The organism is Microbacterium sp. AB (genome assembly GCF_032878875.1).
Classification (GTDB): Bacteria; Actinomycetota; Actinomycetes; order Actinomycetales; family Microbacteriaceae; genus Microbacterium; species Microbacterium betulae.
Window position 1 is genome coordinate 3,471,332 of the sequence record NZ_CP118157.1, and the last position, 22,161, is coordinate 3,493,492.

The 22,161-nt window shown below is 73.3% G+C and carries 21 protein-coding genes; 2 read left to right on the forward strand and 19 right to left on the reverse strand.

Annotated elements, in window-relative coordinates; genetic code table 11:
* Positions 1-14: 14 nt before the first annotated feature.
* The 13 genes from N8K70_RS16345 to N8K70_RS16405 all read right to left on the reverse strand — a co-directional run bounded on the left by N8K70_RS16345 (position 15) and on the right by N8K70_RS16405 (position 13,230).
* Positions 15-698, reverse strand: coding sequence for a DNA-3-methyladenine glycosylase (locus N8K70_RS16345; RefSeq protein ID WP_317139414.1), 684 nt, complete (start codon positions 696-698; stop codon positions 15-17).
* A complete protein-coding gene (locus N8K70_RS16350; RefSeq protein WP_317139415.1) occupies positions 680-2,113 on the reverse strand; it encodes an Ig-like domain-containing protein in 1,434 nt (477 codons plus the stop codon). The genes N8K70_RS16345 and N8K70_RS16350 overlap by 19 nt, the downstream gene beginning before the upstream one ends.
* Positions 2,114-2,381: 268 nt before the next feature.
* Positions 2,382-3,284, reverse strand: coding sequence for a TIGR03943 family putative permease subunit (locus N8K70_RS16355; protein WP_317139416.1), 903 nt, complete (start codon positions 3,282-3,284; stop codon positions 2,382-2,384).
* A 7-nt stretch (positions 3,285-3,291) separates the two neighbouring features.
* Positions 3,292-4,344, reverse strand: a complete 1,053-nt coding sequence (locus tag N8K70_RS16360; RefSeq protein ID WP_394357789.1) for a permease — start codon at positions 4,342-4,344, stop codon at positions 3,292-3,294.
* On the reverse strand, positions 4,311-4,715 hold the full coding sequence (locus tag N8K70_RS16365; protein ID WP_317139417.1) for a Fur family transcriptional regulator: 405 nt from the start codon (positions 4,713-4,715) through the stop codon (positions 4,311-4,313). The genes N8K70_RS16360 and N8K70_RS16365 overlap by 34 nt, the downstream gene beginning before the upstream one ends.
* Positions 4,716-4,725: 10 nt before the next feature.
* Positions 4,726-5,628 carry a metal ABC transporter permease gene (locus N8K70_RS16370; RefSeq protein WP_317139418.1) on the reverse strand — a complete coding sequence of 301 codons (903 nt, stop codon included), beginning with the start codon at positions 5,626-5,628 and terminating at the stop codon, positions 4,726-4,728.
* Positions 5,625-6,452, reverse strand: coding sequence for a metal ABC transporter ATP-binding protein (locus tag N8K70_RS16375; protein WP_317139419.1), 828 nt, complete (start codon positions 6,450-6,452; stop codon positions 5,625-5,627). The genes N8K70_RS16370 and N8K70_RS16375 overlap by 4 nt, the downstream gene beginning before the upstream one ends.
* Before the next feature lie 80 nt (positions 6,453-6,532).
* Complete coding sequence (locus N8K70_RS16380; RefSeq protein WP_317139420.1) at positions 6,533-7,540, reverse strand: metal ABC transporter solute-binding protein, Zn/Mn family; 1,008 nt, start codon at positions 7,538-7,540, stop codon at positions 6,533-6,535.
* Positions 7,541-7,645: 105 nt separating this feature from the next.
* A complete protein-coding gene (locus N8K70_RS16385; protein WP_317139421.1) occupies positions 7,646-8,527 on the reverse strand; it encodes a glycoside hydrolase family 16 protein in 882 nt (293 codons plus the stop codon).
* 200 nt (positions 8,528-8,727) lie between these two features.
* Complete coding sequence (locus tag N8K70_RS16390) at positions 8,728-9,705, reverse strand: arsenic resistance protein (protein WP_317139422.1); 978 nt, start codon at positions 9,703-9,705, stop codon at positions 8,728-8,730.
* 37 nt (positions 9,706-9,742) lie between these two features.
* Positions 9,743-11,092 (reverse strand): dihydrolipoamide acetyltransferase family protein, encoded by a 1,350-nt coding sequence (locus N8K70_RS16395; RefSeq protein ID WP_317139423.1) that lies wholly within the window; start codon positions 11,090-11,092, stop codon positions 9,743-9,745.
* A 21-nt stretch (positions 11,093-11,113) separates the two neighbouring features.
* A complete protein-coding gene (locus N8K70_RS16400; protein WP_317139424.1) occupies positions 11,114-12,094 on the reverse strand; it encodes an alpha-ketoacid dehydrogenase subunit beta in 981 nt (326 codons plus the stop codon).
* Positions 12,091-13,230, reverse strand: a complete 1,140-nt coding sequence (locus tag N8K70_RS16405; protein ID WP_317139425.1) for a thiamine pyrophosphate-dependent enzyme — start codon at positions 13,228-13,230, stop codon at positions 12,091-12,093. The genes N8K70_RS16400 and N8K70_RS16405 overlap by 4 nt, the downstream gene beginning before the upstream one ends.
* Positions 13,231-13,358: 128 nt before the next feature.
* Here N8K70_RS16405 and N8K70_RS16410 point away from each other — a divergent pair, with 128 nt between their 5' ends.
* On the forward strand, positions 13,359-15,059 hold the full coding sequence (locus N8K70_RS16410) for an AMP-binding protein (protein ID WP_317139426.1): 1,701 nt from the start codon (positions 13,359-13,361) through the stop codon (positions 15,057-15,059).
* 4 nt (positions 15,060-15,063) lie between these two features.
* On the opposite strand, the gene N8K70_RS16415 is transcribed toward N8K70_RS16410, so the two are convergent.
* From N8K70_RS16415 to fepB, 6 genes are read right to left on the reverse strand one after another with little or no spacing between them, the layout of a single operon-like run.
* The gene (locus N8K70_RS16415) at positions 15,064-16,134 is read right to left on the reverse strand and encodes a histidinol-phosphate transaminase (protein ID WP_317139427.1); all 1,071 of its coding nucleotides are present in this window, start codon (positions 16,132-16,134) and stop codon (positions 15,064-15,066) included.
* A 22-nt stretch (positions 16,135-16,156) separates the two neighbouring features.
* Entirely contained in the window at positions 16,157-17,341 is a 1,185-nt protein-coding gene (locus N8K70_RS16420) for an enterochelin esterase domain-containing protein (protein ID WP_317139428.1), read from the reverse strand.
* Positions 17,338-18,141 (reverse strand): ABC transporter ATP-binding protein, encoded by an 804-nt coding sequence (locus N8K70_RS16425; RefSeq protein ID WP_317139429.1) that lies wholly within the window; start codon positions 18,139-18,141, stop codon positions 17,338-17,340. Before N8K70_RS16425 ends, N8K70_RS16420 begins: the two co-directional genes overlap by 4 nt.
* A complete protein-coding gene (locus N8K70_RS16430; RefSeq protein ID WP_317139430.1) occupies positions 18,138-19,196 on the reverse strand; it encodes a FecCD family ABC transporter permease in 1,059 nt (352 codons plus the stop codon). Before N8K70_RS16430 ends, N8K70_RS16425 begins: the two co-directional genes overlap by 4 nt.
* Positions 19,193-20,251 carry a FecCD family ABC transporter permease gene (locus N8K70_RS16435; protein WP_317139431.1) on the reverse strand — a complete coding sequence of 353 codons (1,059 nt, stop codon included), beginning with the start codon at positions 20,249-20,251 and terminating at the stop codon, positions 19,193-19,195. Before N8K70_RS16435 ends, N8K70_RS16430 begins: the two co-directional genes overlap by 4 nt.
* Positions 20,244-21,239, reverse strand: coding sequence for a Fe2+-enterobactin ABC transporter substrate-binding protein (fepB, locus tag N8K70_RS16440; protein ID WP_317139432.1), 996 nt, complete (start codon positions 21,237-21,239; stop codon positions 20,244-20,246). The genes N8K70_RS16435 and fepB overlap by 8 nt, the downstream gene beginning before the upstream one ends.
* Positions 21,240-21,427: 188 nt before the next feature.
* Between fepB and N8K70_RS16445 the strand changes: the two genes are divergently transcribed.
* Positions 21,428-22,141, forward strand: coding sequence for a helix-turn-helix transcriptional regulator (locus tag N8K70_RS16445; protein ID WP_317139433.1), 714 nt, complete (start codon positions 21,428-21,430; stop codon positions 22,139-22,141).
* Positions 22,142-22,161: the final 20 nt, after the last annotated feature.

Below are 22,161 nucleotides of genomic sequence, written 5' to 3' on the forward strand. Positions count from 1 at the left end.
GGATGCTCGACGGTTCAGGACGGCGCCGCCCCGCGGCCGGGGCGGAAGGGCGACACGGTCGGGTCGCCGGGGATCGAGAAGCGCCACGGGAAGGCGGACGTCCCGGCGAGCCCCGCGACGCCGACCCGGGGGCCCGCGACGTGGGCGGGCGGATCGTCCGCGAGCGCGAGCCGCGCGACGGCGCCCGCCCGCGGCTCGCCCGTCACGACGTCGATGCCGTCGTGCACGGGATGGCGCAGCCCGATCGCGTCGCCGAGGCGGCCGGGGCCGCGGGCGAGGTCCCGCGGCGCGCGCACGACGCCCCGTGCCTCGCGGCGCCGCAGGGCCGCCTCCGCGCCGCGCACGATCTCGCCGGCGCGCAGCAGGATCCCGCCCGCCGTGCCCTCCGGTCCGCACACGACGTTGACGCACGAGTGGATGCCGTGGCTCAGGTACACGTAGAGACGACCCGGCTCGCCCCACATCGTCGCGTTGCGGGCCGTGCGGCCCATCCGCGCGTGCGAGCCGGCGTCGTGCACATCGCCCGTGCCGAGGCCGTGATAGGCCTCCACCTCCGTGAGGCGCACGGCGACCTCCTCGCCGCCCACGACCGTGGTGAGGACGCCTCCGAGCAGCCGCGGCGCGACGTCCGCGGGAAGGCCGAGGAGCTCCTCGCGTGCGGCCTCGTGCCATCCGTCCCTCACGTCGTGCCGTCCCACGGGCCGACCTCGCACCAGCTGATGTCGAACCCCGACAGCACCGACACCGCCTCGCCCGTCGCGATCTCGACGATGTGCGTCCGGAGCACGCCCGGGAGGGGCTGCAGCGCGTCGTAGCCGTAGGAGTTCGTCGTGAGGTCGGGGGCGACGAGGGCGGCGACGTACCGGCCGCTCGGCGACACGCACGTCTGCAGCAGGCCGTCCGCACCCGGCACGTCCAGCAGCGGCGTCGCGGCGCCCTCGTCGTCCACGAACGCGACGCTCTGCGCCTCCGGCAGGCCGTCGTCCGCATAGCGGACGAACTCGCGGACGGTCCCGCCTCCCGGCACCGGGAGCACGCGCGCGGCCTGCCCGAGATCGTCGGCCGGCGCGACGATCTCGGTCTCCTCGCCCGTCGTCAGGTCGAGCTGGACGCCTCCCGCCGCGTCGATCCGCTCGACGAACGCGGTGTACGTGCCGCGCGTCACGGCGTCGATCGACAGCGCCGTGCCGAGCAGCGTCGGCTCCGGGCTCTCCGCCCGGGCGTCGTCGAGGACGAGGTCGCCCGCGAAGTCGACGAACAGCAGCGCCGAGGAGTCGGGCACGAACCGCCAGCTGGCGATGCTCGGCTCCTCATCGCCCACGGCCATCGGCTCGGGATCGGCATCCGGCTCGCGCAGCGACGACGTGAAGAGCACGCTCGCACGCCCCTCCGCGTCGCTGACCCGGAGATCGGTGTACGTGTAGCCGACGAGCTCGCCCTGATCGGAGACCTGCAGCCCCGTCACGGTGCCCTCGCCCGGCAGGATCAGCTCCTCCGCGTTCTCGCCGTCGCGGTCGGCGACGTAGAGGGCGGACGCATCGCCCTCGCGCACCGAGACGACGAGGCGGGACGTGGTCGCGCGGAAGTCGTCGATCACACCGGCCGTGTACACCGGGACGGCGGTGTTCCCGGAGAGGTCGCTGCGGAAGATCGTGTCGTCGCCGTCGGCGTCGCGCTGGAGCACGAAGATCTCGGCGGCCGGCGTCGTGAAGCTCGTCTCGAGGGTCGCGGAAGGCCCGCCGCCGATGCTCTCGGCGCCGTCGACCGTCACGGTGTACTCCGTGTCGTCGTCGAGCGGCACCGTGAAGCGGACGCCCACCATCCGCCCCGCCGCGTCGACCGTGAAGGGCGTCTCGGGCGAGACGGCGACCTGGGACGGGTCGATCTCCGCGAGAGCCTGGTTCGAGGTGAGGACGACGCGGCTGCCGGAGGCCTCCACCGCCGCCGCGGGATCGACCTGCACCGAGCTGACGCGCGGCCCCTGCAGGAGGCTCGCACCCGCGCCGGCGGCCGCGAGGACGGCGAGCACGCCGACGACCGCGAGCAGCGCGCCGGCGAAGCGCCGGGATCGCGGCCGGGTGCCGGGCCCCTCGGATGCAGGCGGCTCGGGCACAACGCAGGAATCGCGCTCCGTCTCCGCGTCGGAGACCGCTTTCTCGGGCCCGTCCGGCGGATTCGTCCTGCGTTGTGCACCGGCCTCCCGGGAGACCTCCGCGGCCGCCCCGGCGACCTCGTCGCGAGAGCCAGCGGTCCGGTCCGGCGGCGCCTCCGCTCCGGTCCGGGCGTCCGTCTCGGTCCGGGCGTCCGTCTCGGCCTGGGTCGCTGACTCCTCGGCCGCGCGCCGTTCCCGCAGCGCGCGACGGCTCGGCGGCCGCCCCTCGTCAGTACTCATACGGGTCTTCCGGGGCGTCGACCGCGGTGATCGACTCCGGCTCGATCGTGAGCGCGCCCGAGGCGTCGGCCCTGATGGTGCCCTGCACCTCGATCCAGTCGCCCACCGCGTGGTCGCCCGTGCCTCCCGGAGCCGAGACCGGCACGGACGCCGGCTGCGCGTCGATCACGCAGTGCGTGACGACGAGCCGGCCGAGGAGCAGACCGTCGGGGTTCTCGTCGTCGGGCGTGACGAAGCCCGTGAGCGTGACCTGCTGGCCGGCGAAGGTCTCGGGGTGGGTCGCCGTGGCGAACACGGACGACCACTCGCCGATCCCGAAGGCGCCCGTGTCGCCGCTCGCGGCGAGGTCCGCCGAGTCGTCGCCCGCGAACAGCGGCGGCGTGCCGGTGTCGCGGTCCATCGCGAGCTCGACCGAGAGCGGCGCGGGCGGCAGCACGAGCGCCGCGACGGCGACCGCGGATGCCGCGACCCCGCCGACGGCCACGGCGACGCCGCCCGCGATGCGACGAGGCGGGGATCGACGGGCGGCGCGGCCGTCCCGGAGGCCGGCATCCGCGACGGGAACGCCCGACGGGACGACGCCGCGTCGTGCCACGGGCGCCCGCCGTGCGCGCATCGCGGCGCGCGGGCCGCGGGCATCCGCATCCGACCGCCCCGTCCCCTCCGTCGACGCCTCCCCGTGATCGTGCCCGTGGTCGCCCTCGGCCCCGAGCGGCAGCGCGAACGAGCACACGGCGCCGGCGAGCGCGATCACGGCCATCCCGACCGCGAACCAGGCCTGGGCCGGGTCGATGTAGAGCTGCAGCCGGCCGGTGACGGCGAGGCTCAGCGTGACCACGGCGAGCACGGCCGCGAGCCCCACCCCCAGCCAGCGGTCCGTGAGCGCGTGCATCCGTCCGTCAGGCAACGAGGTTCACCCCGACCCCGATCACGAAGGCCACGAGCAGCACGATCGCGACGATGCCGGCCAGCACGCGCGACGTGAAGGTCGTCCGCATGAGCGCGAGCATCTTCACGTCGATGAGCGGCCCGACGAGGAGGAAGGCCACGAGCGAGCCCGATGAGAACGTCGAGGCGAACGACAGCGCGAAGAAGGCGTCGACGTTCGAGCAGATGGCGACCGTCACGCCCAGCAGCATCATCGCGACGATCGACAGCACGGGGTTGGAGCCGATCGCGACGAGCACGCTGCGCGGGACGAGCACCTGCACGGCGCCCGCGATCGCCGAGCCGATGACGAGCGCGGGCATGACGGCGCGCAGCTCGACGACGAACTGGGCGAGGCTCCGGCGCGGGCGGCCTCCCGTCTTGTGCGCGACGACCTCGCACGTGTCGCGGAAGCGGTCGGTGAGCATCCGCTCGGGGTCGGGATGGCGGCTGTAGAGCCATCCGATGAGGTTGGCCACGGCGTACCCGCCGAGGAGGCGGGCGACGAGGATCCCGCCGTCCCATCCGAACGCCTGGTGCGTCGTGAGGATGACGATCGGGTTCACGATGGGCGCCGCGACGAGGAAGGTCAGCGCGTCGGCCGGAGCGAAGCCGCGCATGAGGAGGCCGCGCGCGAACGGCACGTTGCCGCACTCGCAGACGGGGATGAGCATGCCCAGCAGCGACAGCACGGCGCGGCGGGCCCATCCGGTCCTCGGCAGCACCCGCTCGATGACGTGCGGCGGCACCCACACCTGCACGGCGATGGACAGCAGCACGCCGAGGACGACGAACGGCAGCGACTCGATGAGCACGCTCAGGGCGAGCGTGAGGCCGTCCTGGGCCCGCGCGGGCAGCGCCTCGGGGAACAGCGACGGCAGCAGCGCGTCGACGAGGAAGAGCGCCCCGACGGTCGCGGCGCCCGCGCCGAGCCCGATCGCGAGACGGGCGCGGCGCGGCGGCGCTGCACGCTCGGAGACGATGACCGACGTCACGCCGGGGCGGCGTCCTTCTCGGCGGCGCATTCCGCGCACAGGCCGAAGATGTCGATCATGTGCTCGGCCTCGCGGAAGCCGTGCCGCGCCGCGGTCTCCTGCGCCCAGGCCTCGACGGGAGGAGCCTCGATCTCGACGGCCTTGCCGCAGCGACGGCAGATGAGATGGTGATGGTGCCCCTGGGAGCAGGCGCGGTACAGGGCCTCGCCGTCCGGGCTCTGCAGCGTGTCGGCCTCGCCCGTGGCGGTGAGCCCCGCGAGCGCGCGGTAGACCGTGGCGAGCCCGATGCCGGTGTTCTCGTCGCGCAGCGCGGCGTGCAGCGACTGGGCGCTCACGAACCCTTCGGCGTCGCTGAGGGCGCCGCGCACGCGCTCGCGCTGCCAGGTGTTCCGCTGAGCCATGCGACCGATTCTAGGCGGGCGCCCTGCGGAGCGGCTGGCGGCCCTCGTCCGTCCGCACCACGCGCTCGCGCCGCCAGGAGACGAGCCGGCAGACGCCCCAGATCGCGAACGAGATCGTCGTGATGTACGGGCTCACCGGCAGTGTGCCCGCGATCGCGAGGAGGATGCCGCCGACCGCGGAGACGAACCCGAACAGGGCCGAGAGCAGCGGCACCGCGAGCGGGCCCTGGCTCACGCGCATCGCCGCCGCGGCGGGCGTCACGAGCAGCGCCATGACGAGGAGGGCGCCGATGATGTGCACGGCGACGGCCACGATGAGGCCGAGCAGCAGCATGAAGAGGATGCTGATGCGCCGCGTCGGCACCCCGCGCGCCTCGGCGGCCTGCGGGTCGAGCGAGTCGAAGCGCAGCGGGTTCCAGACGACGAGGAGCCCGGCGAAGACGATCGCGCTGATGGCGATGAGCCATCCGAGGTCCGGGCTCGACACCGAGACGATCTGGCCCGTCAGCAGGCTGAAGCGGTTGGCGCTGCGGCCGTCGTAGAGCGAGAGGAAGAGGATGCCGAGGCCGAGGCCGAAGGGCATGAGCACGCCGACGACCGAGTTGCGATCGCGCGCCCTCGCCCCCAGCGCGCCGATGACGAGCGCCGCCGCGACGGCGCCGAGGAGCGAGCCGGCCACGACGCTGCCCCCGAACAGCAGCGCGGCCGCGGCGCCGGCGAACGACAGCTCGCTCACGCCGTGCACGGCGAACGCCATGTCGCGCTGCATGACGAACACGCCGATGAGACCGCCGACGATGCCGAGCGCCGCGGCCGCGACGATCGAGTTCGACACGAGCTGCAGCAGGGCGCCGTAGTCCTGGAACGAGAAGACGTCGCTCCCGTCGACGGCGGGCAGGATGCGGGGGCTCATGCGCGGGCCTCCCCCGGATGCGCGGGGTCGTGGTGCGCGTGCGGATGGTGCGGCTCGGCGTCCGGGATCCCGACGACCACGAGCCGTCCGCCCGCGCGCAGCACCTCCACGGGGGCGCCGTAGAGCTCGCTCAGCACCTCGGTGCGCAGCACCTCGGCGGGGGTCCCCAGCGTGAAGCGGCCGCCGGCGATGTAGAGGATGCGGTCGACGGAGTCGAGGACCGGGTTGATGTCGTGCGTCACGAACAGCACCGCGGCCCCGCGCTCCGTGCGCTGACGGTCGACGATGCTCGTCACCGCCCGCTGGTTCGCGAGGTCGAGGCTCGACAGCGGCTCGTCGCACAGCAGCAGGCCGGGCGCGTCGGCGAGCGCCTGTCCCACGCGCAGGCGCTGCTGCTCGCCGCCGGAGAGGGTGCCGACCGGATGGTCGGCGTAGCGCGTCGCGCCCACCGCGGCGAGCAGCCCGTCGACGCGGTCGCGATCGCCTCGATGCGGGATCGGCGGCCCGAAGCGGGCGCCGTTCACGCCGAGGGCGACGAGGTCGCGCGCCCGCAGGCTCGTGCCGGGTGCGAACGGCCGCTGCTGCGGGATGTAGCCGATGCGCCGGTTCCCGCGGCGCACGGGGCGGCCGCCGACGCGGATGTCGCCCGCGCTCAGCTGCTGGAGGCCCAGGACGGCGCGCAGCAGGGTGGTCTTCCCCGATCCGCTGGGGCCGAGGACGGCGACGAACTCGCCGGGCCGGACGACGAGGTCGAGCCCCGCCCACAGCTCGCGGCCGCGCAGCCGCAGGGCGGCGCCGGCGATCTCCAGCACGGGTTCGGGCATGACGTTCACACTATCCCTGTATTGATAATCGTTCTCTGGAATTCCGTCGATGCCGGCCCTCCCCCGGCGATCGCGGGGGCTCAGCCCGAGAGCGCATCCTGCAGTGCGGCGACGTTCGCAGCCATCCACGTCGCGTACGTCTCGCCCTCGGGCAGCGTCTCGGCGTACTCCACGACCGGGACGCCCGCGGCCTTCGCCGCGTCGACGACCCGCGCGGTCTCCGCGCCGGACGTCTGCGTGTTCGTCACGAGCACGTCGACGTCTCCGCTCTCGACGGCGTCGAGCGCGGAGAGCAGCGTCGCCGGAGCGACGTCCCGCCCCTCCTCGACGGCCTCCACGAACCCCTCCGTCGTCACGTCCTCGAGCCCCGCGGCCTCCGCGAGGGAGCCGCCGACCGGCTCGGTGAAGAACACGTGCGAGCCGGAGCGATCGGCCGCGATCGCGTCGAGGTCGGCCTCGAGCCCGTCGATCTCGGCCCGCAGCGACTCCTCGGCGGCGGCGATGACGGGGGCCGCGTCGGGCAGCAGCTCCTCGAGCTCCCCGGCGAGGTCCGCCACGAGGTGCGCGATCGTGTGGGGGTCGTACCAGACGTGCTCGTTGAACCCCTCGATGTGGTCGTGGCCCTCGTCGCCGGTCTCCGCCGCCTCGTCCGACGACTCGTCGTCGGAGTGGTCGTGCCCCTCCGACTCCTCGTGGCCCTCGTTGCCGGCGTCGTCGTGCGAGAGCTCGACGACCGTGAGCACGTGCGCCGTCCCCGCGGCCTCGACGAGGTCCTCCATGAAGGGGTCGTACCCGCCGCCGTTGAGGATGGCGAGGTCGGCGCCGTCGACGGCGAGCTGGTCGCGCGCGGTCGCCTCGTAGGCGTGCGGGTCCTGCGTGGCCGAGTCGACGATCGTGACGACCTCGGCGGCATCTCCGGCGAGCTGCTCGGCCAGCGAGCCGTAGACGCTCGTCGAGGCGACGATCCGGAAGGCGTCGTCGGCCGCGGCATCGCCGGGGGAATCGCCCTCCTCCGTGGTCGCGCAGCCCGAGACGACGAGCACGGGGACGACGAGGGCGGATGCGAGCAGGACGCGACGGGAGGGCATGACGACGATCATATGCAGAATGAGAATCGTTCTCAACTCCGTGACCCCGTCTCCCGGGCCCGGCGCACGGGCGGAGCGCGACGAGCCGCCCCGCCCGCGGCGGCGCTACCGGCTGCCGTTGTCGTAGACGCGGATGTAGTCCACCTGCATCTGCTGCGGGAACTGCGTGGACCCGTCGGGGGAGCCCGGCCAGTCGCCGCCCACCGCGACGTTGAGCAGGAGGAAGAAGGGCTGGTCGAACACCCACTCGTCGCCGCCGACGCTCGCGCGGTCGACCCGGTGGTACTGCTGCCCGTCGACGTACCACGTGATCTCACCGGGCTTCCAGTCGATCGCGAACGTGTGCCACGTGTCGGCGAACGACCATCCCTGCGGGTGCGGGTACGTGCCGCTGATGCCGTCGGCGCCCGAGTATCCGGGTCCGTGGACGGTGCCGTGGACGAGATGCGGCTCCTTGCCGACGTTCTCCATGACGTCGATCTCGCCCGAGGCGGGCCATCCGACCTCGGAGAACTGCCCGCCGAGCATCCAGAAGGCCGGCCAGATCCCCTGGCCGCGCGGGATCTTGATGCTCGCCTCGATCCGGCCGTACTGGATGTCGACCTTGTCCTTCGTCGTGAGGCGCGCGGACGTGTAGCCGCCGTCGGCCTCCTGCCGCGCCGTGATGACGAGGTTGCCGTTCCCGTCCATCGCGGAGTTCGCGCGCGAGTCGACGTAGTCCTGCAGCTCGTTGTTCCCCCAGCCGTGGGCGCCGAGGTCGTGGTTCCAGACCGCGGGATCGGGCGCGGACCCCGCCGGGCCGTCGAACTCCTGCGACCAGACGAGGTCGCCGACCGCGGCGTCGGCGGGGCTCGTCGCGCCGACGATGGCGGGGGCGAGGAGGGCCATGGCCGACGCGCTCGCCCCGACGAGGGCGAGCCTCCTCGTCCTCCGGCGGGCCCGGAAGCCCCGTGCGTTCGTTCCCTGACGTTCGATTCCGTGGTGCATGTCGACCTCCAGATCTGGACGGCGGGTGCCGCTCTCGTGCCCGCGCGCTCGCGACGATCGGCGCCGCGGTGCGCGGACGAGGGTCCTCATCGACCCTCGCGCCCAGGGTATGCACGAGATGGGAGCGCTCTCAAGCCCTTTCCCGGCACCTCGTCCCGCCTCGGCGCGCGAAGGCCGGCGGGGCCGGAGCGCGGCGGCCCCTACGACGTCGGGTCGGGGACGAGCCGGGGGACCAGTCGCACGTAGACCACCATCCCCACGAGCTCGACGAGCGTCTGCGTGACGACGGCGGCCGGCGCGAGGGCGAGGGCAGGAGGCAGGGCGAGCGCGAGCGGCAGGACCACGAGCGAGTTGCGCGTCGCGCCGCTGAACGTGAGCGCCCGCGCGCTGGGCGCGTCGAGGCGCGCGAGGCGCGCGGTCACGATGCCGATCCCCGCCATCACCACCAGGAAGCCGGCGTAGATCGGGACGAGGGCGACGAGGGACGCGGCGTCGGCGGCGATCCGACGCGCCTGGGAGGCGACGACGACGAACAGCACGAGCATCATCAGCGGGACCATCGACGCCGCACCGGCCCGGGCGACCGCGCGGAACGCCCGGTCGCGCGGAGCCGCCCGTTGCGTGATCGCGGCCGCGAGGAGCGGGATGGCGATGAGCACCAGGAAGGCCTCGGCGAACGGACCGGGCTCGATGATGCCGAGTGCGGACGGTCCCGCGAAGAGGGAGAGGTAGCCGGGCAGGAGGACGAGCTGCGCGATCATCAGCAGCGGAGCGGCGGCCAGCAGCTTCTCGTGCGCGGCGCCCGCGAGGGCGGAGAACACGATCACGTAGTCGATGCACGGCGTGAGCAGCACCAGGAGAAGCCCGACGAGGAGCGCCGCGTCATGGGCGACGAGCCGCGACAGCGCGAAGACGACCACGGGGACCACGACGAAGTTCAGCGCGAGCAGCGTCAGCAGGAACCGCACGTCGCGGAACGCCGCGCCGATGCGGGCGAACGGCACGCCGAGGAAGGTGACGTACAGCAGCAGCGCGATCGCCGGGTCGATGCCCGCCCCGAGCAGGTCCGCGCCGGGGAGGGCGAGGCCGACGGAGAGGCCCGCGACGATGGCCGCCGGGTAGAGCGCGAGCTGGCGGCGCTCCATCCACTCGCGTGGGGCGACACGATGAGCGGGCATGCCTCGACGATAGGCGTCCGTCCGCGACCGGCCGGACTCAGTCCAGCAGCAGGGCGGGCTCCTCCAGCACCGATGCGATGTCGGCGATGAAGCGGCTGATCTTGTCGCCGTCGATGATGCGGTGGTCGAACGAGCCCGACACCGTCGTCACCCAGCGGGGGCGCACCTCGCCGTCGACGACCCAGGGCTTCTGGCGGATGGCGCCCATCGCGACGATGCCGGCTTCGCCGGGGTTGATGATGGGGGTTCCCGCGTCCATCCCGAACACGCCGATGTTCGTGATGGTGATGGTGCCGTCGCGCTGGTCCTCGGGCGTCGTCCGGCCGTCGCGCGCCGTGATCGTCAGTCGTTCGAGCGCCTTCGCGAGATCGCGCATGGAGAGATCCTGCGCGTCCTTGATGTTCGGGACGAGGAGGCCGCGCGGGGTCGCCGCCGCGATGCCGAGGTTGACGTAGTGGCGCACGTGGATCTTCGCCCCGTCCTCCTCCTCGACCCAGGCCGCGTTGATGGTCGGCGTGCGCTGCACGGCCCAGATGACCGCGCGCGCGACGATGAGGAGCGGCGAGATCTTGACGTCGGCGAAGTCGGGCGAGGCCTTGAGCCGCTTGACGTACTCCATCGTGCGGGACGCGTCGACATCGGTCCAGACGGAGACGTGGGGCGCGGTGTAGGCCGACTTGACCATGCCCGTGGCCGTCGCCTTGCGCACGCCCTTGACGGGGATCGACTCGATGCGCCCGGGCGGGGAGAGCACCGGCTCAGCGGCCGCGACGGGCTCGACGGGGATCTTCTCCTCGCGCACCGCGGGCCACTCGGGCGTGGAGATGTTGCGGAAGACGGAGGCCTGCTCCGCGTGCCTCAGCACGTCGTCGCGCGTGACCTCGCCCACGCTCCCCGTCGCCCGCACGTCCGCCAGGTCGACGCCGAGGTCGCGCGCGAGCTTGCGCACGGGAGGCTTCGCGAGCACGCCCACGGCCTGCGCCGGCGCGTTCTCCTGCTTCTTCCGGCGTCTGCGCGTGGACGCCTCGCCGCCGGAGCCGTAGCCCACGAGCACCGACCCGCCGCCCTCCTCCGCGGCGGGCGCATCCGCCGGGCCGTCGTCCGCCGACGCGCCGGCGGCGTCCGGCGCACCGTCGTCCGAGGGGTCCGCTCCGGCATCCGCGATCGTGATGATCGCCGTGCCGACGTCGACCGTGTCGCCCTCGGCCACGAGCAGCTCGCCGACGACGCCGGCATACGGGGACGGCAGCTCGACGACCGACTTGGCCGTCTCGATGTCGGCGACGACGTCGTTGATCCCGAGATCGTCTCCCGGCTTGACGCGCCAGGCGACGATCTCGGCCTCGGTGAGGCCCTCGCCGACGTCGGGGAGGTGGAAGGTCTGCATCCCGGGTCCTCTCGGTGGAGATCAGTACGCGAGCGCGCGGTCGACGGCCTCGAGCACGCGGTCGGCGTCGGGCAGGTACACGCCCTCGAGCTTCGCAGCGGGGAAGGGCACGTCGAAGCCCGACACTCGAAGGATAGGCGCCTCGAGCGCGTAGAAGGCGCGCTCGGCGACCGTCGCGGCGATCTCGCTGCCCACGCTCGCGAAGCCCGGCGCCTCCTGCGCGTAGACCATCCGGCCCGTCGAGCGCACCGAGTCGACGATGGGGCCGTAGTCGACGGGCGAGAGCGAGCGCAGGTCGATCACCTCGCAGCTCGTGCCCTCCGCCTCCGCGAGCGCGGACGTCTGCAGCAGCGTCGTCACCATGGCGCCGTGGCCGACGAGCGTGACGTCCGTGCCCTTGCGCACGACGCGGCTCGCGTGCAGCGGCGCCGGGCGCTCGGCGCGGTCGACCTCGCCCTTGGGCCAGTACCTGCTCTTCGGCTCCATGAAGACCACGGGGTCGTTCGAGCGGATGGCGTCCTGGATCATCCAGTACGCGTCGTTCGGGGTCGACGGGCTCACCACGCGCAGGCCCGGCGTGTGCGCGAAGTACGCCTCCGGGCTCTCCTGGTGGTGCTCGACGGCGCCGATGTGCCCGCCGTAGGGGATGCGGATGACCACGGGCAGCGACAGGGCGCCCTCATGCCGGTTCGTGAGCTTGGCGAGCTGCGTGGTGATCTGGTCGAAGGCGGGGAAGACGAAGCCGTCGAACTGGATCTCGATGACGGGGCGGAACCCGTTCATCGCGAGGCCGATCGCCGTGCCGACGATGCCCGACTCCGCGAGCGGCGTGTCGAGCACCCGCTGCCCGCCGAACTCCGCCAGCAGGCCCTCCGTGATGCGGAACACCCCGCCGAGGCGGCCGATGTCCTCGCCCATCATGAGGACGCGGGGGTCGTCGGCCATCGCCTGGCGGAGGCCCGCGTTCAGCGCCTTGGCGAAGGTCAGCGTCTCGAGCGTCATGCCGTGCCCTCCTCGAACGAGGCCTCGTAGTCGGCAAGCCAGCGGCGCTGCTCGTCCACGAGCGGATGCGGCTCGGAGTACACGTGCGCGAACATCGACTGCGGCACCGGGGCGTCCAGGGTGACGATGCGCTCGCGCAGATCGGCGGAGACCGCCTCGCCCTCGGCGTCGACGTCGGCGAAGAACTGCTCGGATGCGCCGCGCGCGAGGAGGTAGGCGCGCATGCGGGCGATCGGGTCGCGCTCGGCCCAGAGCGCCTCCTCGTCCTTCGTGCGGTACTTCGTCGGGTCGTCGCTCGTGGTGTGGGCGCCGCGACGGTAGGTGACCGCCTCGATCGCCCGCGGGCCGCGGCCGTCGCGCGCCTCGTCCAGCGCCGTCCGCGCGACGGCGTAGCTGGCGAGCACGTCGTTGCCGTCGATCCGCACGGAGTCGATGCCGTAGCCGGCCGCGCGCGCGGCGAACGGGGCGCTCGCCTGCGTCGCCACCGGGACGGAGATGGCCCACTGGTTGTTCTGCAGGAAGAAGACCGTCGGGCTCTTGTACGAGGCCGCGAAGACCATCGCCTCGTGCACGTCGCCCTCGCTCGATGCGCCGTCGCCGTAGTAGACGATGACGGCCTCGTCCTTGTCGGCGTCGCCCGAGCCCGTCTTGCCGTCGAAGTTCAGGCCCATCCCGAAGCCCGTCGCGTGCAGGGTCTGCGAGCCGAGCACGAGCGTGTAGATGTGGGTGTTGCCGTTGCGCTCCTCCCACGGGTTCCAGCCGCCGTGGCTGATGCCGCGCATGAGCCGGATGATGCCGATCGGGTCGACCCCGCGGACGCGCGCCACCGCGTGCTCCCGGTAGGAGGGGAAGACGTGGTCCTGGGGACGGGCCGCGTGCGCCGAGCCGACCTGGGCGGCCTCCTGCCCGAACGACGGCGGCCACAGCGCGAGCTGGCCCTGCCGCTGCAACAGGGTCGCCTGCTGGTCGAACGCCCGGATGACGGCCATGTCGCGGTAGAGCCGCTCCAGCTCGGCGTCTTCGAGGGCCTCGATGAGGGGGAGGTAGCGCTCCGCCGCGGGCGACGGGGCGAACGTGCCGTCGGGGGACAGCACGCGCACCGTCGCGGGGTCGGTCAGGAAGTCTGGCGAAGTCACTTCTCCACGCTAATCGCGTCGAGCCGAACGTGTGGGGGAACACGGCGGACAACGGATCGCCGGTTTCGTCGTCCGGACCCCACAGACGTATGCGGCGGAGCGGATGACGGCATGGCTAGGGTGATCCGATGAGCGTCACCGAGGAGTACCGCGCGAGCCGCGACCTGCTGCTGTCCCTGCGAGAGGATCACGACCGCGCGGTCGAGAAGTTCTCCTGGCCGGAGCTCGGCGACCGCTTCAACTGGGCGATCGACTGGTTCGACGACATCGCCCGCGGCAACGACCGCGCCGCCCTCGTCATCGTCGAGGAGGACGGGTCGGAGCTCGTGCGCAGCTTCGACGAGATGCGCATCGCGTCCGATCGGCTCGCGTCCTGGCTCGCGGCGCGGGGCGTGGGCCGCGGCGACCCCGTGCTGCTCATGCTCGGCAACCAGGTCGAGATGTGGGACGCCATGCTCGCGATCATGAAGCTCGGCGCCGTCATCCTGCCCACGACGACGGCGCTGGGCGCCGACGATCTCGCCGACCGCATCGAACGCGGACACGTGCGCGCCGTCGTGTGCAACGCCGCCGACACGGGGAAGCTCGCCCCGATCGAGGGCGACTTCGCGCGGTTCAGCGTCGGGGCAGCCGACGGATGGGACGACCTGCGCGAGGCGGCGTCACTCCCGCACGCGCCGTCCGCGCATCCGGGGACGGCGCCATCCGATCCGCTGCTGCGCTACTTCACGTCGGGGACGACGTCGCGGCCGAAGCTCGTGGAGCACTCGCAGGCGTCGTACCCGGTCGGTCACCTCTCGACCCTGTTCTGGACCGGCGTGCGGCCCGGCGACACGCATCTCAACATCTCGTCGCCCGGATGGGGGAAGCACGCCTGGAGCAGCTTCTTCGTCCCGTGGATCGCCGAGGCGACGATCTTCGTCTACAACTACGGCCGGTTCGACGCGGCGGCGCTGTTGGACGAGCTGCGCCGCCGGGCGGTCGACACGTTCTGCGCCCCGCCGACGGTGTGGCGGATGCTCATCGGCGCCGACCTCGGCGAGCGGCCTCCGGCGCTCCGCGAGCTGCTCTCGGCGGGCGAGCCCCTCAATCCCGAGGTCATCGCCCGCATCCGGGAGCGATGGGGGCTCACCATCCGCGACGGCTACGGGCAGACGGAGACCACGGCGCAGATCGGCAACACGCCGGGCTCGCGCGTGCAGCCGGGGTCGATGGGCCGCGCCCTTCCCGGCTACCCCATCGCGCTGCTCGACCCCGTGACGGGCGAGCCGGTCGCCGCCCCGGGCGAGGGGGAGCTCGCGCTCGACCTGTCGGAGCGCCCGCTCCCGCTGATGACGGGCTACGCGAACGACCCCGAGCGCACGGCGACGTCCACGGCGGGCGGCTTCTACCGCACCGGCGACGTCGCCCGCATCGACGACGACGGCTACATCACCTACGTCGGGCGGACCGACGACGTGTTCAAGGCCAGCGACTACAAGGTCAGCCCGTTCGAGCTGGAGTCGGTGCTCATCGAGCATCCCGCCGTGGCCGAGGCGGCCGTCGTTCCGGCGCCCGACGCCGTGCGCCTGGCGGTGCCGAAGGCGTACATCGCCCTGGCCGCGGGGCACGAGCCGACGGCCGAGACGGCGCGGTCGATCCTCGCCCACGCGCGCGAGCATCTCGCGCCGTACCTGCGTGTGAGGAGGCTGGAGTTCTTCGAGCTGCCGAAGACGATCTCGGGCAAGATCCGCCGCGTCGAGCTGCGCGCCCGCGAGGAGGACGGCTCGGTCGACCGCGACGCGGAGTGGCGCGACGAGGACTTCCCCGGCCTGCGCTCGCGCCGCTGAGAGGTCAGCGCACCGCGAGCGCCGCGGCCACCTCCACGACGCGGGCGAGGGCATCCGCCTCGCCCACCGAGATGCGCACGCCCTCCGGGAACGGGCGCACGATCACGCCGGCCTCCTCGAACGCCGCGGCGGCATCCGCGCCGGCGCCGGCGAGCCACACGAAGTTCCCCTGCGCGTCCGGCACGTCCCAGCCGGCCGCGCGGAGCGCTGCGGCGAGCGCATCGCGACGCTCCGCGATCTCGGCCACGCGGGCGTCGAGATCGTCCTGGTGATCGAGGCTCGCCAGCGCCGCGCTCTCGGCGTGCGCCGTGACCGACAGCGGGATAGCCGCGCTGCGGGCGGCGTCGAGGACGCGCGGGTGGCCGATCGCGTACCCGACGCGAAGGGCGGCGAGACCGTACGCCTTCGAGAACGTGCGCAGGACGACGACGTTCGGATGGGTCTCGAAGACGCGCTCGGCGAGTCCGTCGACCACGTCCTCCGACGTGGCGAACTCGACGTAGGCCTCGTCGAGGAGGATGAGGACGTCGTCCGGCGCCTTCTCGACGAAGGCGCGGAGCTCCGCGCTCGTGATGGCGGGGCCCGTCGGGTTGTTGGGGGTGCAGAGCAGGATGCACCGGGTGCGCTCGGTGATCGCCGCCGCGAGCGCGTCGAGGTCGTGACGCCCGTCGGGGAGGTTCGGCACCTGCACGCTCGTCGCCCCCGCCACGAGGACGAGGCTCGGGTACGCCTCGAACGACCGCCACGAGTAGAGCACCTCGTCGCCCTGACCCGCCGAGGCCTGGATGAACGCCGCGAGGAGCGAGACGCTGCCGGCGCCGACCACCACGCCGTCCGGCGAGACGCCGAAGCGCTCGCCCAACCGCGCGCGCAGCCGCGCGGCGGTCGCATCGGGGTACCGGTTGAGCGCGTCCGCCGCCCGGGTCGCCTCGACGACGCCCGGCAGCGGCTCGAAGGGGTTCTCGTTGCTCGAGAGCTTGAAGCCGTCCGCACCGGCGGCCTTGCCCTGCCGGTAGGGCGGGAGGGCGGCGATCTCGGGCCGGATGCGCGGGAGGACGGGCTCGTGGGGGGTCACGGGACGATTCTAGGGAACCGGGTCATTCGGCGAGGACACGATCGAGTCCGTCGAAGAGCGCATCCGACCACCACGCGTAGTCGTGCCCGCCGACCCGCTGCTCGCCCGTGATCGCGATGCCGGCGCGGGTCGCGGCAGCGGCGAACGTCTCGGCCTGCGCCGACAGGTCGTGCTCCTCCGACCCGGCCTGCAGGTGGATGCGGCCACGCGCGGCGCGCGTTCCGAGGAGCCGCGTGAGGTCGCCCGGCTCCGTCGCATCGCGGCGGGGCTCCTCCCCGGCGCGGAACTGGAAGGACCCCGACTGGGCGACCGCGGTCCCGGCGAGGTCGGGCCGCAGGGCGACGATCGACGCGGCGGCGAGGCCGCCGTAGCTCTGGCCCGCGACGATCGTGCCGGAGACGCCGGGCCAGCGCCGGCGCGCCGCGGGGAGTACGACCTCCCCGAGGAGGGCCGCGATGCGCTCAGGATGCGGGAGCAGCTCGGCCCGCCCCGGCCCCGAGTCGACGAGCACGACCGCGAGCGGCGGTCCCGCGCGCCGGGCGAGCGCCTCGGCGAGGGGGAGCCCCCGCCAGCGCTCGCCGTCGAAGAGCACGAGCAGGCGGGCGGGCTCCTCGGCCGGGTCGATCGCCCAGACGGGATGGAGCGTGTCGAGTCGTACGGCGGGAGCCGCCGTCGTACGGGCGCGCCGCGCCTCGCGCCATGCGGGATGTTCCGGCGCGGCGGGCATCCGCAGGACGCTGGAGCGACGCCCGAGGGGGTTCGGCAGCGTCTCCGCGCAGAGCGGATCGGCTGTCCCCGCGTGGTGGATGCGCAGCCATCCCTCGCGGTCTCGGCCCGCATCCGTCGGGATCGACTCGGCCTCGACGATGCGATAGCTCGCCACGAGCGCGTCGGGGAGGAGGTAGCTCACGTGCCAGACGTCGCTGTCGTCGATGCGCTCGAAGCGCGCCGCCGTGACGTCCTCACGATGGCGGTCGGTGACGGAGTTGACGTGGACGATCGCCTCGAGGCCCGGCCTCGTCGGCCGCCAGAGGAACGACGTCTCGCGAAGACCTCCCCCGACCTCGCCGAGCACGGGCGCCGTCGGATGCCGTTCCCAGAAGCCCGGCGTGCGGGCATCCGCGACGAGCGCATCGGGGACGATCCGGATGGGCGTCCCGTCGTCGTTCACCGGTGTGCACGGCGCCTTCTCCCAGAGGACGCTCATCGGGGCAGCGATCCGAGCGGCAGCACGAGAGGGGCGCCCGAGACGGGGTCGGGCACGACCCGGCAGACGAGCCCGAACGCGGCCTCGACGCCCTCCTCCGTGAGGACCTCGTCGGGGGCGCCCTCCGCGAGGATCGCTCCGTCGCGCATGACGACGAGCCGGTCGGCGTACCGGGCTGCGTGGTTGAGTTCGTGGAGCACCGCGACGATCGTCACGCCGCGCTCCCCGTTGAGCCGGCGGCACAGCTCGAGCACCTCGATCTGGTGGGCGATGTCGAGGGAGGTCGTCGGCTCGTCGAGGAGGAGGACGGGCGTCTCCTGGGCGAGCACCGTCGCGATCCACACCCGCTGGCGCTGTCCGCCCGACAGCTCGGCGACGTGCCGGTCGGCGAGCTCCTCGACGCCCGTGGCCCGCAAGGCGTCGCGCACGGCGCGCTCGTCCTCGCGCGACCACTGGCGGAAGAAGCTCTGATGCGGGTATCTTCCGCGGGAGACGAGATCGGCGACCGTGATGCCGTCGGGGGCCGTCGCCGACTGCGGCAGCAGCGCGAGACGCCGCGCGACCCGGCGAGCCGGGATGTCGTCGAGCGGCACGCCGTCGAGCGTGACCACGCCCGCGGACGGCGTGAGCACGCGGCTCAGCGCCCGAAGCAGCGTGGACTTGCCGCACGCGTTCGGGCCGATGATCGCGGTGAAGGCGCCGGGGACGATCTCGATGTCGAGCCCCGTGCTCACACGGCGCCCGTCGTAGCCGAGGTCGAGCCCGGATCCGGCGAGGCGGGGGATGTCGGATGTCGTCATATGCGCGTCGTCCTGCGGGTGAGAAGCCAGATGAGGTAGACGCCGCCGAGGACGCCCGTCATGAGCGCGACGGGCACACGGAGGCCGAACGGGAGGGACTGCGCCGCGAGATCGGCGCCGACGAGGAGCGCCGCGCCCATGAGCGCCGACCCCGCGATGGGCACACCCGGCGCGGCCAGCAGCCGGCGTGCGATGTGCGGAGCGGCGAGCGCGACGAAGCTGATGGGCCCGCACACGGCCGTCGCGACCGCCGCGAGGACGACCGCGACGAGAAGGGCGGCGCGGCGGACGAGGTGCGTGCGCACGCCGACGCCCGCGGCGAAGTCGTCGCCGAGCTCCATGACGTCGAGGCTGCGCGTGAGGACGACGAGCACGGGGACGAGAACCGCGAAGGCGACGACCGCCGTGAGCGCCTGCGCCCATGTCCGGCTGTTGAGCGTCCCGGTGAGCCAGATCTGCGCCGCGATCGCGGTCTCGGCCGTCGAGCGCGTGAGCAGGAGGCTGTTGATCGCCGCGAGGAAGGCGCCCGCGCCGATGCCGACGAGGATGAGCCGGTATCCGGCGTCGCCCCGCCCTCCCGCGGAGAGCACGAAGACGAGGAGGGCCGTGACGATTCCGGAGGCGACCGCGGCGACCGCGACCGTGACGCCCGTGGCCTGGAAGAGGGTGATCGCGACGATGGCGCCCGTGGCCGCTCCCGTCACGAACCCGATGATGTCGGGCGAGCCGAGCGCGTTGCGGGAGAGCGACTGGAAGGTCGCGCCGGAGACCGCCAGCATCGCGCCGACCGCCATCCCGGCGATCACGCGGGGCATCCGGACGTTCAGGACGATGTTCGTCGCGGCGCTCTCCGCATACCCGCCCAGCGCCGCCCACAGGTCGGAGGGGGCGAGGGGCGTCGACCCGGTCATCATGCCGAGGGCGGCGAAGACCGCGCACGCGACGGCGAGCGCGACGCACACGACGAGGGTGCGCGGCCGCCACCGCAGGGAGACGCCGCGGGAGCGCAGGACGCGCTGGCCCGGGGCGAGGGAGGCGTCGGATCGGATGGTCACAGCGTCGGGACCCTCCGCCTGCGCACGAGCCAGATGAAGACGGGAGCGCCGATGGCCGCGCTGACGATCGACGCCTGCAGCTCGCTCGGGACGGCGACGGCGCGGCCGAGGATGTCGGCGGCGAGCAGCAGGACGGCCGCGACGAGGGCGCAGAACGGGATGAGCCGCCTGTGGTCGGGGCCGACGAGGGCGCGCCCGACGATCGGCGCGGTCAGCCCGATGAAGCCGATCGGCCCGGCGGCGGCCGTCGCGGCGCCGGCGAGCAGCACGACGGCGATCCCCGCGAGGAGCCAGGTGCGGCGGGGCGAGGCGCCCAGGGTGCGGCCGAGCTCCGCCCCCATCGCGAGGGCGTTGAGGTCGGGGGCGATGGCGACCGCGAGCAGGAGGCCGACGGCGATCGCGACGCTCACGGAGGGCAGGACGGTGCCGTCCCTCCCCTGGAAGGATCCGGTGTCCCAGAACCGGAAGGAGTCGAAGACGTGGGGGAAGTTCACGAGGATCGCCGAGGTGTAGGAGCCGAGGACGACGCTCAGCGCCGCCCCCGCGAGGACGAGGCGCACGGGGTTCGACGCGTGCTGCAGGGCGCCTCCGAGCGCGTAGACGGCGACCGCGGCGACCGCGGCGCCCGCGAACGCGAACCAGAGGTACACCTCCACCCGCGCGAGGCCCGTCACGAGCACACCGGTCGCCACGGCCGCAGACGCGCCGGCGTTGACGCCCAGGAGACCCGGCTCGGCGAGGGGGTTGCGGGTCATCGCCTGCATGAGCGCCCCGGCGACGCCGAGCGCCGCCCCGACGAGGAGGACGAGAGCCGTGCGGGGCAGGCGCAGCAGCCGGATGGTCAGGTGGGCGTCGTGCGTGGCGTCGAAGGCCGTCAGCGCCTCCCACACCACGCGCGGCTCGATCGCGCGGGATCCGATGAGGACGCTCAGCACGGAGAACACGACGATGGCGCCGATCGCCGCGAGCACGAGTGCGAGGAGTCGGAGCCCGCGGCGTCTCACCGCGGGCTCCGACTCCTGCGCCGGGTCGGCGCGGGCGATCGTCTCAGGCACCCAGTTCCGCGACGAGCGTGTCTGCGATGTCGAGCGCGCTGTAGTAGTCGATGCGGAACGACGTCTCGCCGAGCGGGTAGACCTGGCCGCTCCGGATGGCCGGCGCGTTGGCGAACACCGGCTCGTCCACGAGGCTCTCGAGCGTGTCGTCGCCCCCCGAGACGAGGAGCACCGTGTCGGCCGTCAGCGTCGCGACCGCGTTCTCGACGGAGAGGAACGCGAAGTCGCTGCGCGCCTGCTCCGAGGTGTCGAGTCCCTCGGGGGCTGCGGCGATCGCGAAGCCCAGCGACTCGAGCAGGTCGGCGTGCGGGCTGCCCGCCTTGGCGAAGGCGGTGTCGTTCTCGGTGCCGTTGTAGACGACGGCGTTGGCCTCGCCCTCCGGGACCTCGATCGCGGAGGCGGCGTCCTCGATCTCCGCCTCGTACGCGTCGAGCGTCGCATCGACGTCGTCCTCCAGGCCCGTGGCCTCGCCGAGGGCGACGGCGAGCTCCTGCCAGGACTGGCTGCCGTAGTCGAGCGCGACGGTCGGCGCGATCTCGGAGAGCTGGTCGTAGGCGTCGGCGGTCGTGTCGGCGCCCGACGTCGAGATGACGATGAGGTCGGGCGCGGCGGCGATGACCGCCTCGAGGTCGAGATCGAGGTCGGGGTACAGCTCCTCCAGGCCCCGCTCCTCGGCGACATCCGCCCACTGGGAGAAGAAGCCCCGGTCATCCGTGATCGAGCTCACCGTCGTCGCCGCGCTCGCCGTCACCGGCGCGTCGATGGCGAGGAGCGTGCCGGTGATCGTGACGGAGGTCGAGACGATGTTCTCCGGCTGGGCATCGATCGTCGTCTCGCCGAGCTCGTGCTCGATCGTGCGAGGCCAGGAGCCCTCGTCGGTCGATGCCGCCGAGGGGTCGTCATCGGCACGGCTGCTGCAGCCTGCGACGGTGGCGGCGAGCGCGGTGGCCACCACGACGGCGACGACGCAAGGGAGGGAGTTGTTCATGCGTTTCCTCTCGGGACGCGCCCATTCGGCGAACGGGCGGAAGACGCGGTCGCCGGGCAGTCGTCGGGCACGACCGCTGCCACGCCTCGCGCGGCTGGCCGGAGACCCAGCCGACGCTAGTTTAGGATTGCCTAAGTCACAGCACATCGCTGTGCCCGGACACACCGTCCCTGCCTCTGGACATCCGCATGCACACCGCACAGCTCGTCGACTCCGTGCGGCACACCCATGGCGAGCACGAGCTCACATGGGTCGCCGCGGGCGAGCTGCGCCTGACGATCGGCGTCCGGGAGTGGACGGTCGACGCCGCCCGCGCGCTGTGGATCCCCGCGGGCATCCCGCACCTGGTCCGCCCCGCCCGGAACGCCCTCGCGCTGCCGCTGTTCTTCCCGTCCGCCCGCTGGCCGAGCCCGTACGCCGAGCCTCGCGCGGTGCCGAGGTCCGAAGAGCTCGACGCGCTGGCTCGAACGCTCGCCCAGCCGGGCCTCGCGACGCCCAGCACGCTCCACGCATCCCGACGGCGACTCCTCGACATCGTCGCGGCCGCGGAGGCGCCGGGGCTGCCTCTGCCGCACGATCCGCGCGCGAGGGAGATCGCCGACGCCCTGGTGGCCGATCCGTCACGCCCGGAGACCCTCGAGGAGTGGGGCAGGATCATCCATGTCAGCGCCAAGACGCTCCAGAGATCCTTCTCCTGCGAGACCGGGATGCGCTTCCCGGAATGGCGCACCCGACTGCGGCTGCGCACCGCGCACCGCCTGCTGACGTCCGACGAGACCATCGCCTCGATCTCGTCGCGCGTCGGCTACGCCAGCTGCACCGCCTTCATCGACGCGTTCCGGCGCGAGTACGGCGACACCCCCGCGCACCTGCGGCGCACGGGCGACCTCTCCGCCGCGTAGGCGGGCCGTCGCGGAAGACG

Excerpts from the sequence above, each read along its gene's own strand:
- N8K70_RS16355 (WP_317139416.1), bottom strand. The coding sequence starts at position 3,284 with ATGCACGCGCTCACGGACCGCTGGCTGGGGGTGGGGCTCGCGGCCGTG.
- N8K70_RS16360 (WP_394357789.1), bottom strand. The coding sequence starts at position 4,344 with ATGCGCCGCCGAGAAGGACGCCGCCCCGGCGTGACGTCGGTCATCGTC.
- N8K70_RS16365 (WP_317139417.1), bottom strand. The coding sequence starts at position 4,715 with ATGGCTCAGCGGAACACCTGGCAGCGCGAGCGCGTGCGCGGCGCCCTC.
- N8K70_RS16370 (WP_317139418.1), bottom strand. The coding sequence starts at position 5,628 with ATGAGCCCCCGCATCCTGCCCGCCGTCGACGGGAGCGACGTCTTCTCG.
- N8K70_RS16375 (WP_317139419.1), bottom strand. The coding sequence starts at position 6,452 with ATGCCCGAACCCGTGCTGGAGATCGCCGGCGCCGCCCTGCGGCTGCGC.
- N8K70_RS16380 (WP_317139420.1), bottom strand. The coding sequence starts at position 7,540 with ATGCCCTCCCGTCGCGTCCTGCTCGCATCCGCCCTCGTCGTCCCCGTG.
- N8K70_RS16385 (WP_317139421.1), bottom strand. The coding sequence starts at position 8,527 with ATGCACCACGGAATCGAACGTCAGGGAACGAACGCACGGGGCTTCCGG.
- N8K70_RS16390 (WP_317139422.1), bottom strand. The coding sequence starts at position 9,705 with ATGCCCGCTCATCGTGTCGCCCCACGCGAGTGGATGGAGCGCCGCCAG.
- N8K70_RS16395 (WP_317139423.1), bottom strand. The coding sequence starts at position 11,092 with ATGCAGACCTTCCACCTCCCCGACGTCGGCGAGGGCCTCACCGAGGCC.
- N8K70_RS16400 (WP_317139424.1), bottom strand. The coding sequence starts at position 12,094 with ATGACGCTCGAGACGCTGACCTTCGCCAAGGCGCTGAACGCGGGCCTC.
- N8K70_RS16410 (WP_317139426.1), top strand. The coding sequence starts at position 13,359 with ATGAGCGTCACCGAGGAGTACCGCGCGAGCCGCGACCTGCTGCTGTCC.
- N8K70_RS16420 (WP_317139428.1), bottom strand. The coding sequence starts at position 17,341 with ATGAGCGTCCTCTGGGAGAAGGCGCCGTGCACACCGGTGAACGACGAC.
- N8K70_RS16425 (WP_317139429.1), bottom strand. The coding sequence starts at position 18,141 with ATGACGACATCCGACATCCCCCGCCTCGCCGGATCCGGGCTCGACCTC.
- fepB (WP_317139432.1), bottom strand. The coding sequence starts at position 21,239 with ATGAACAACTCCCTCCCTTGCGTCGTCGCCGTCGTGGTGGCCACCGCG.
- N8K70_RS16445 (WP_317139433.1), top strand. The coding sequence starts at position 21,428 with ATGCACACCGCACAGCTCGTCGACTCCGTGCGGCACACCCATGGCGAG.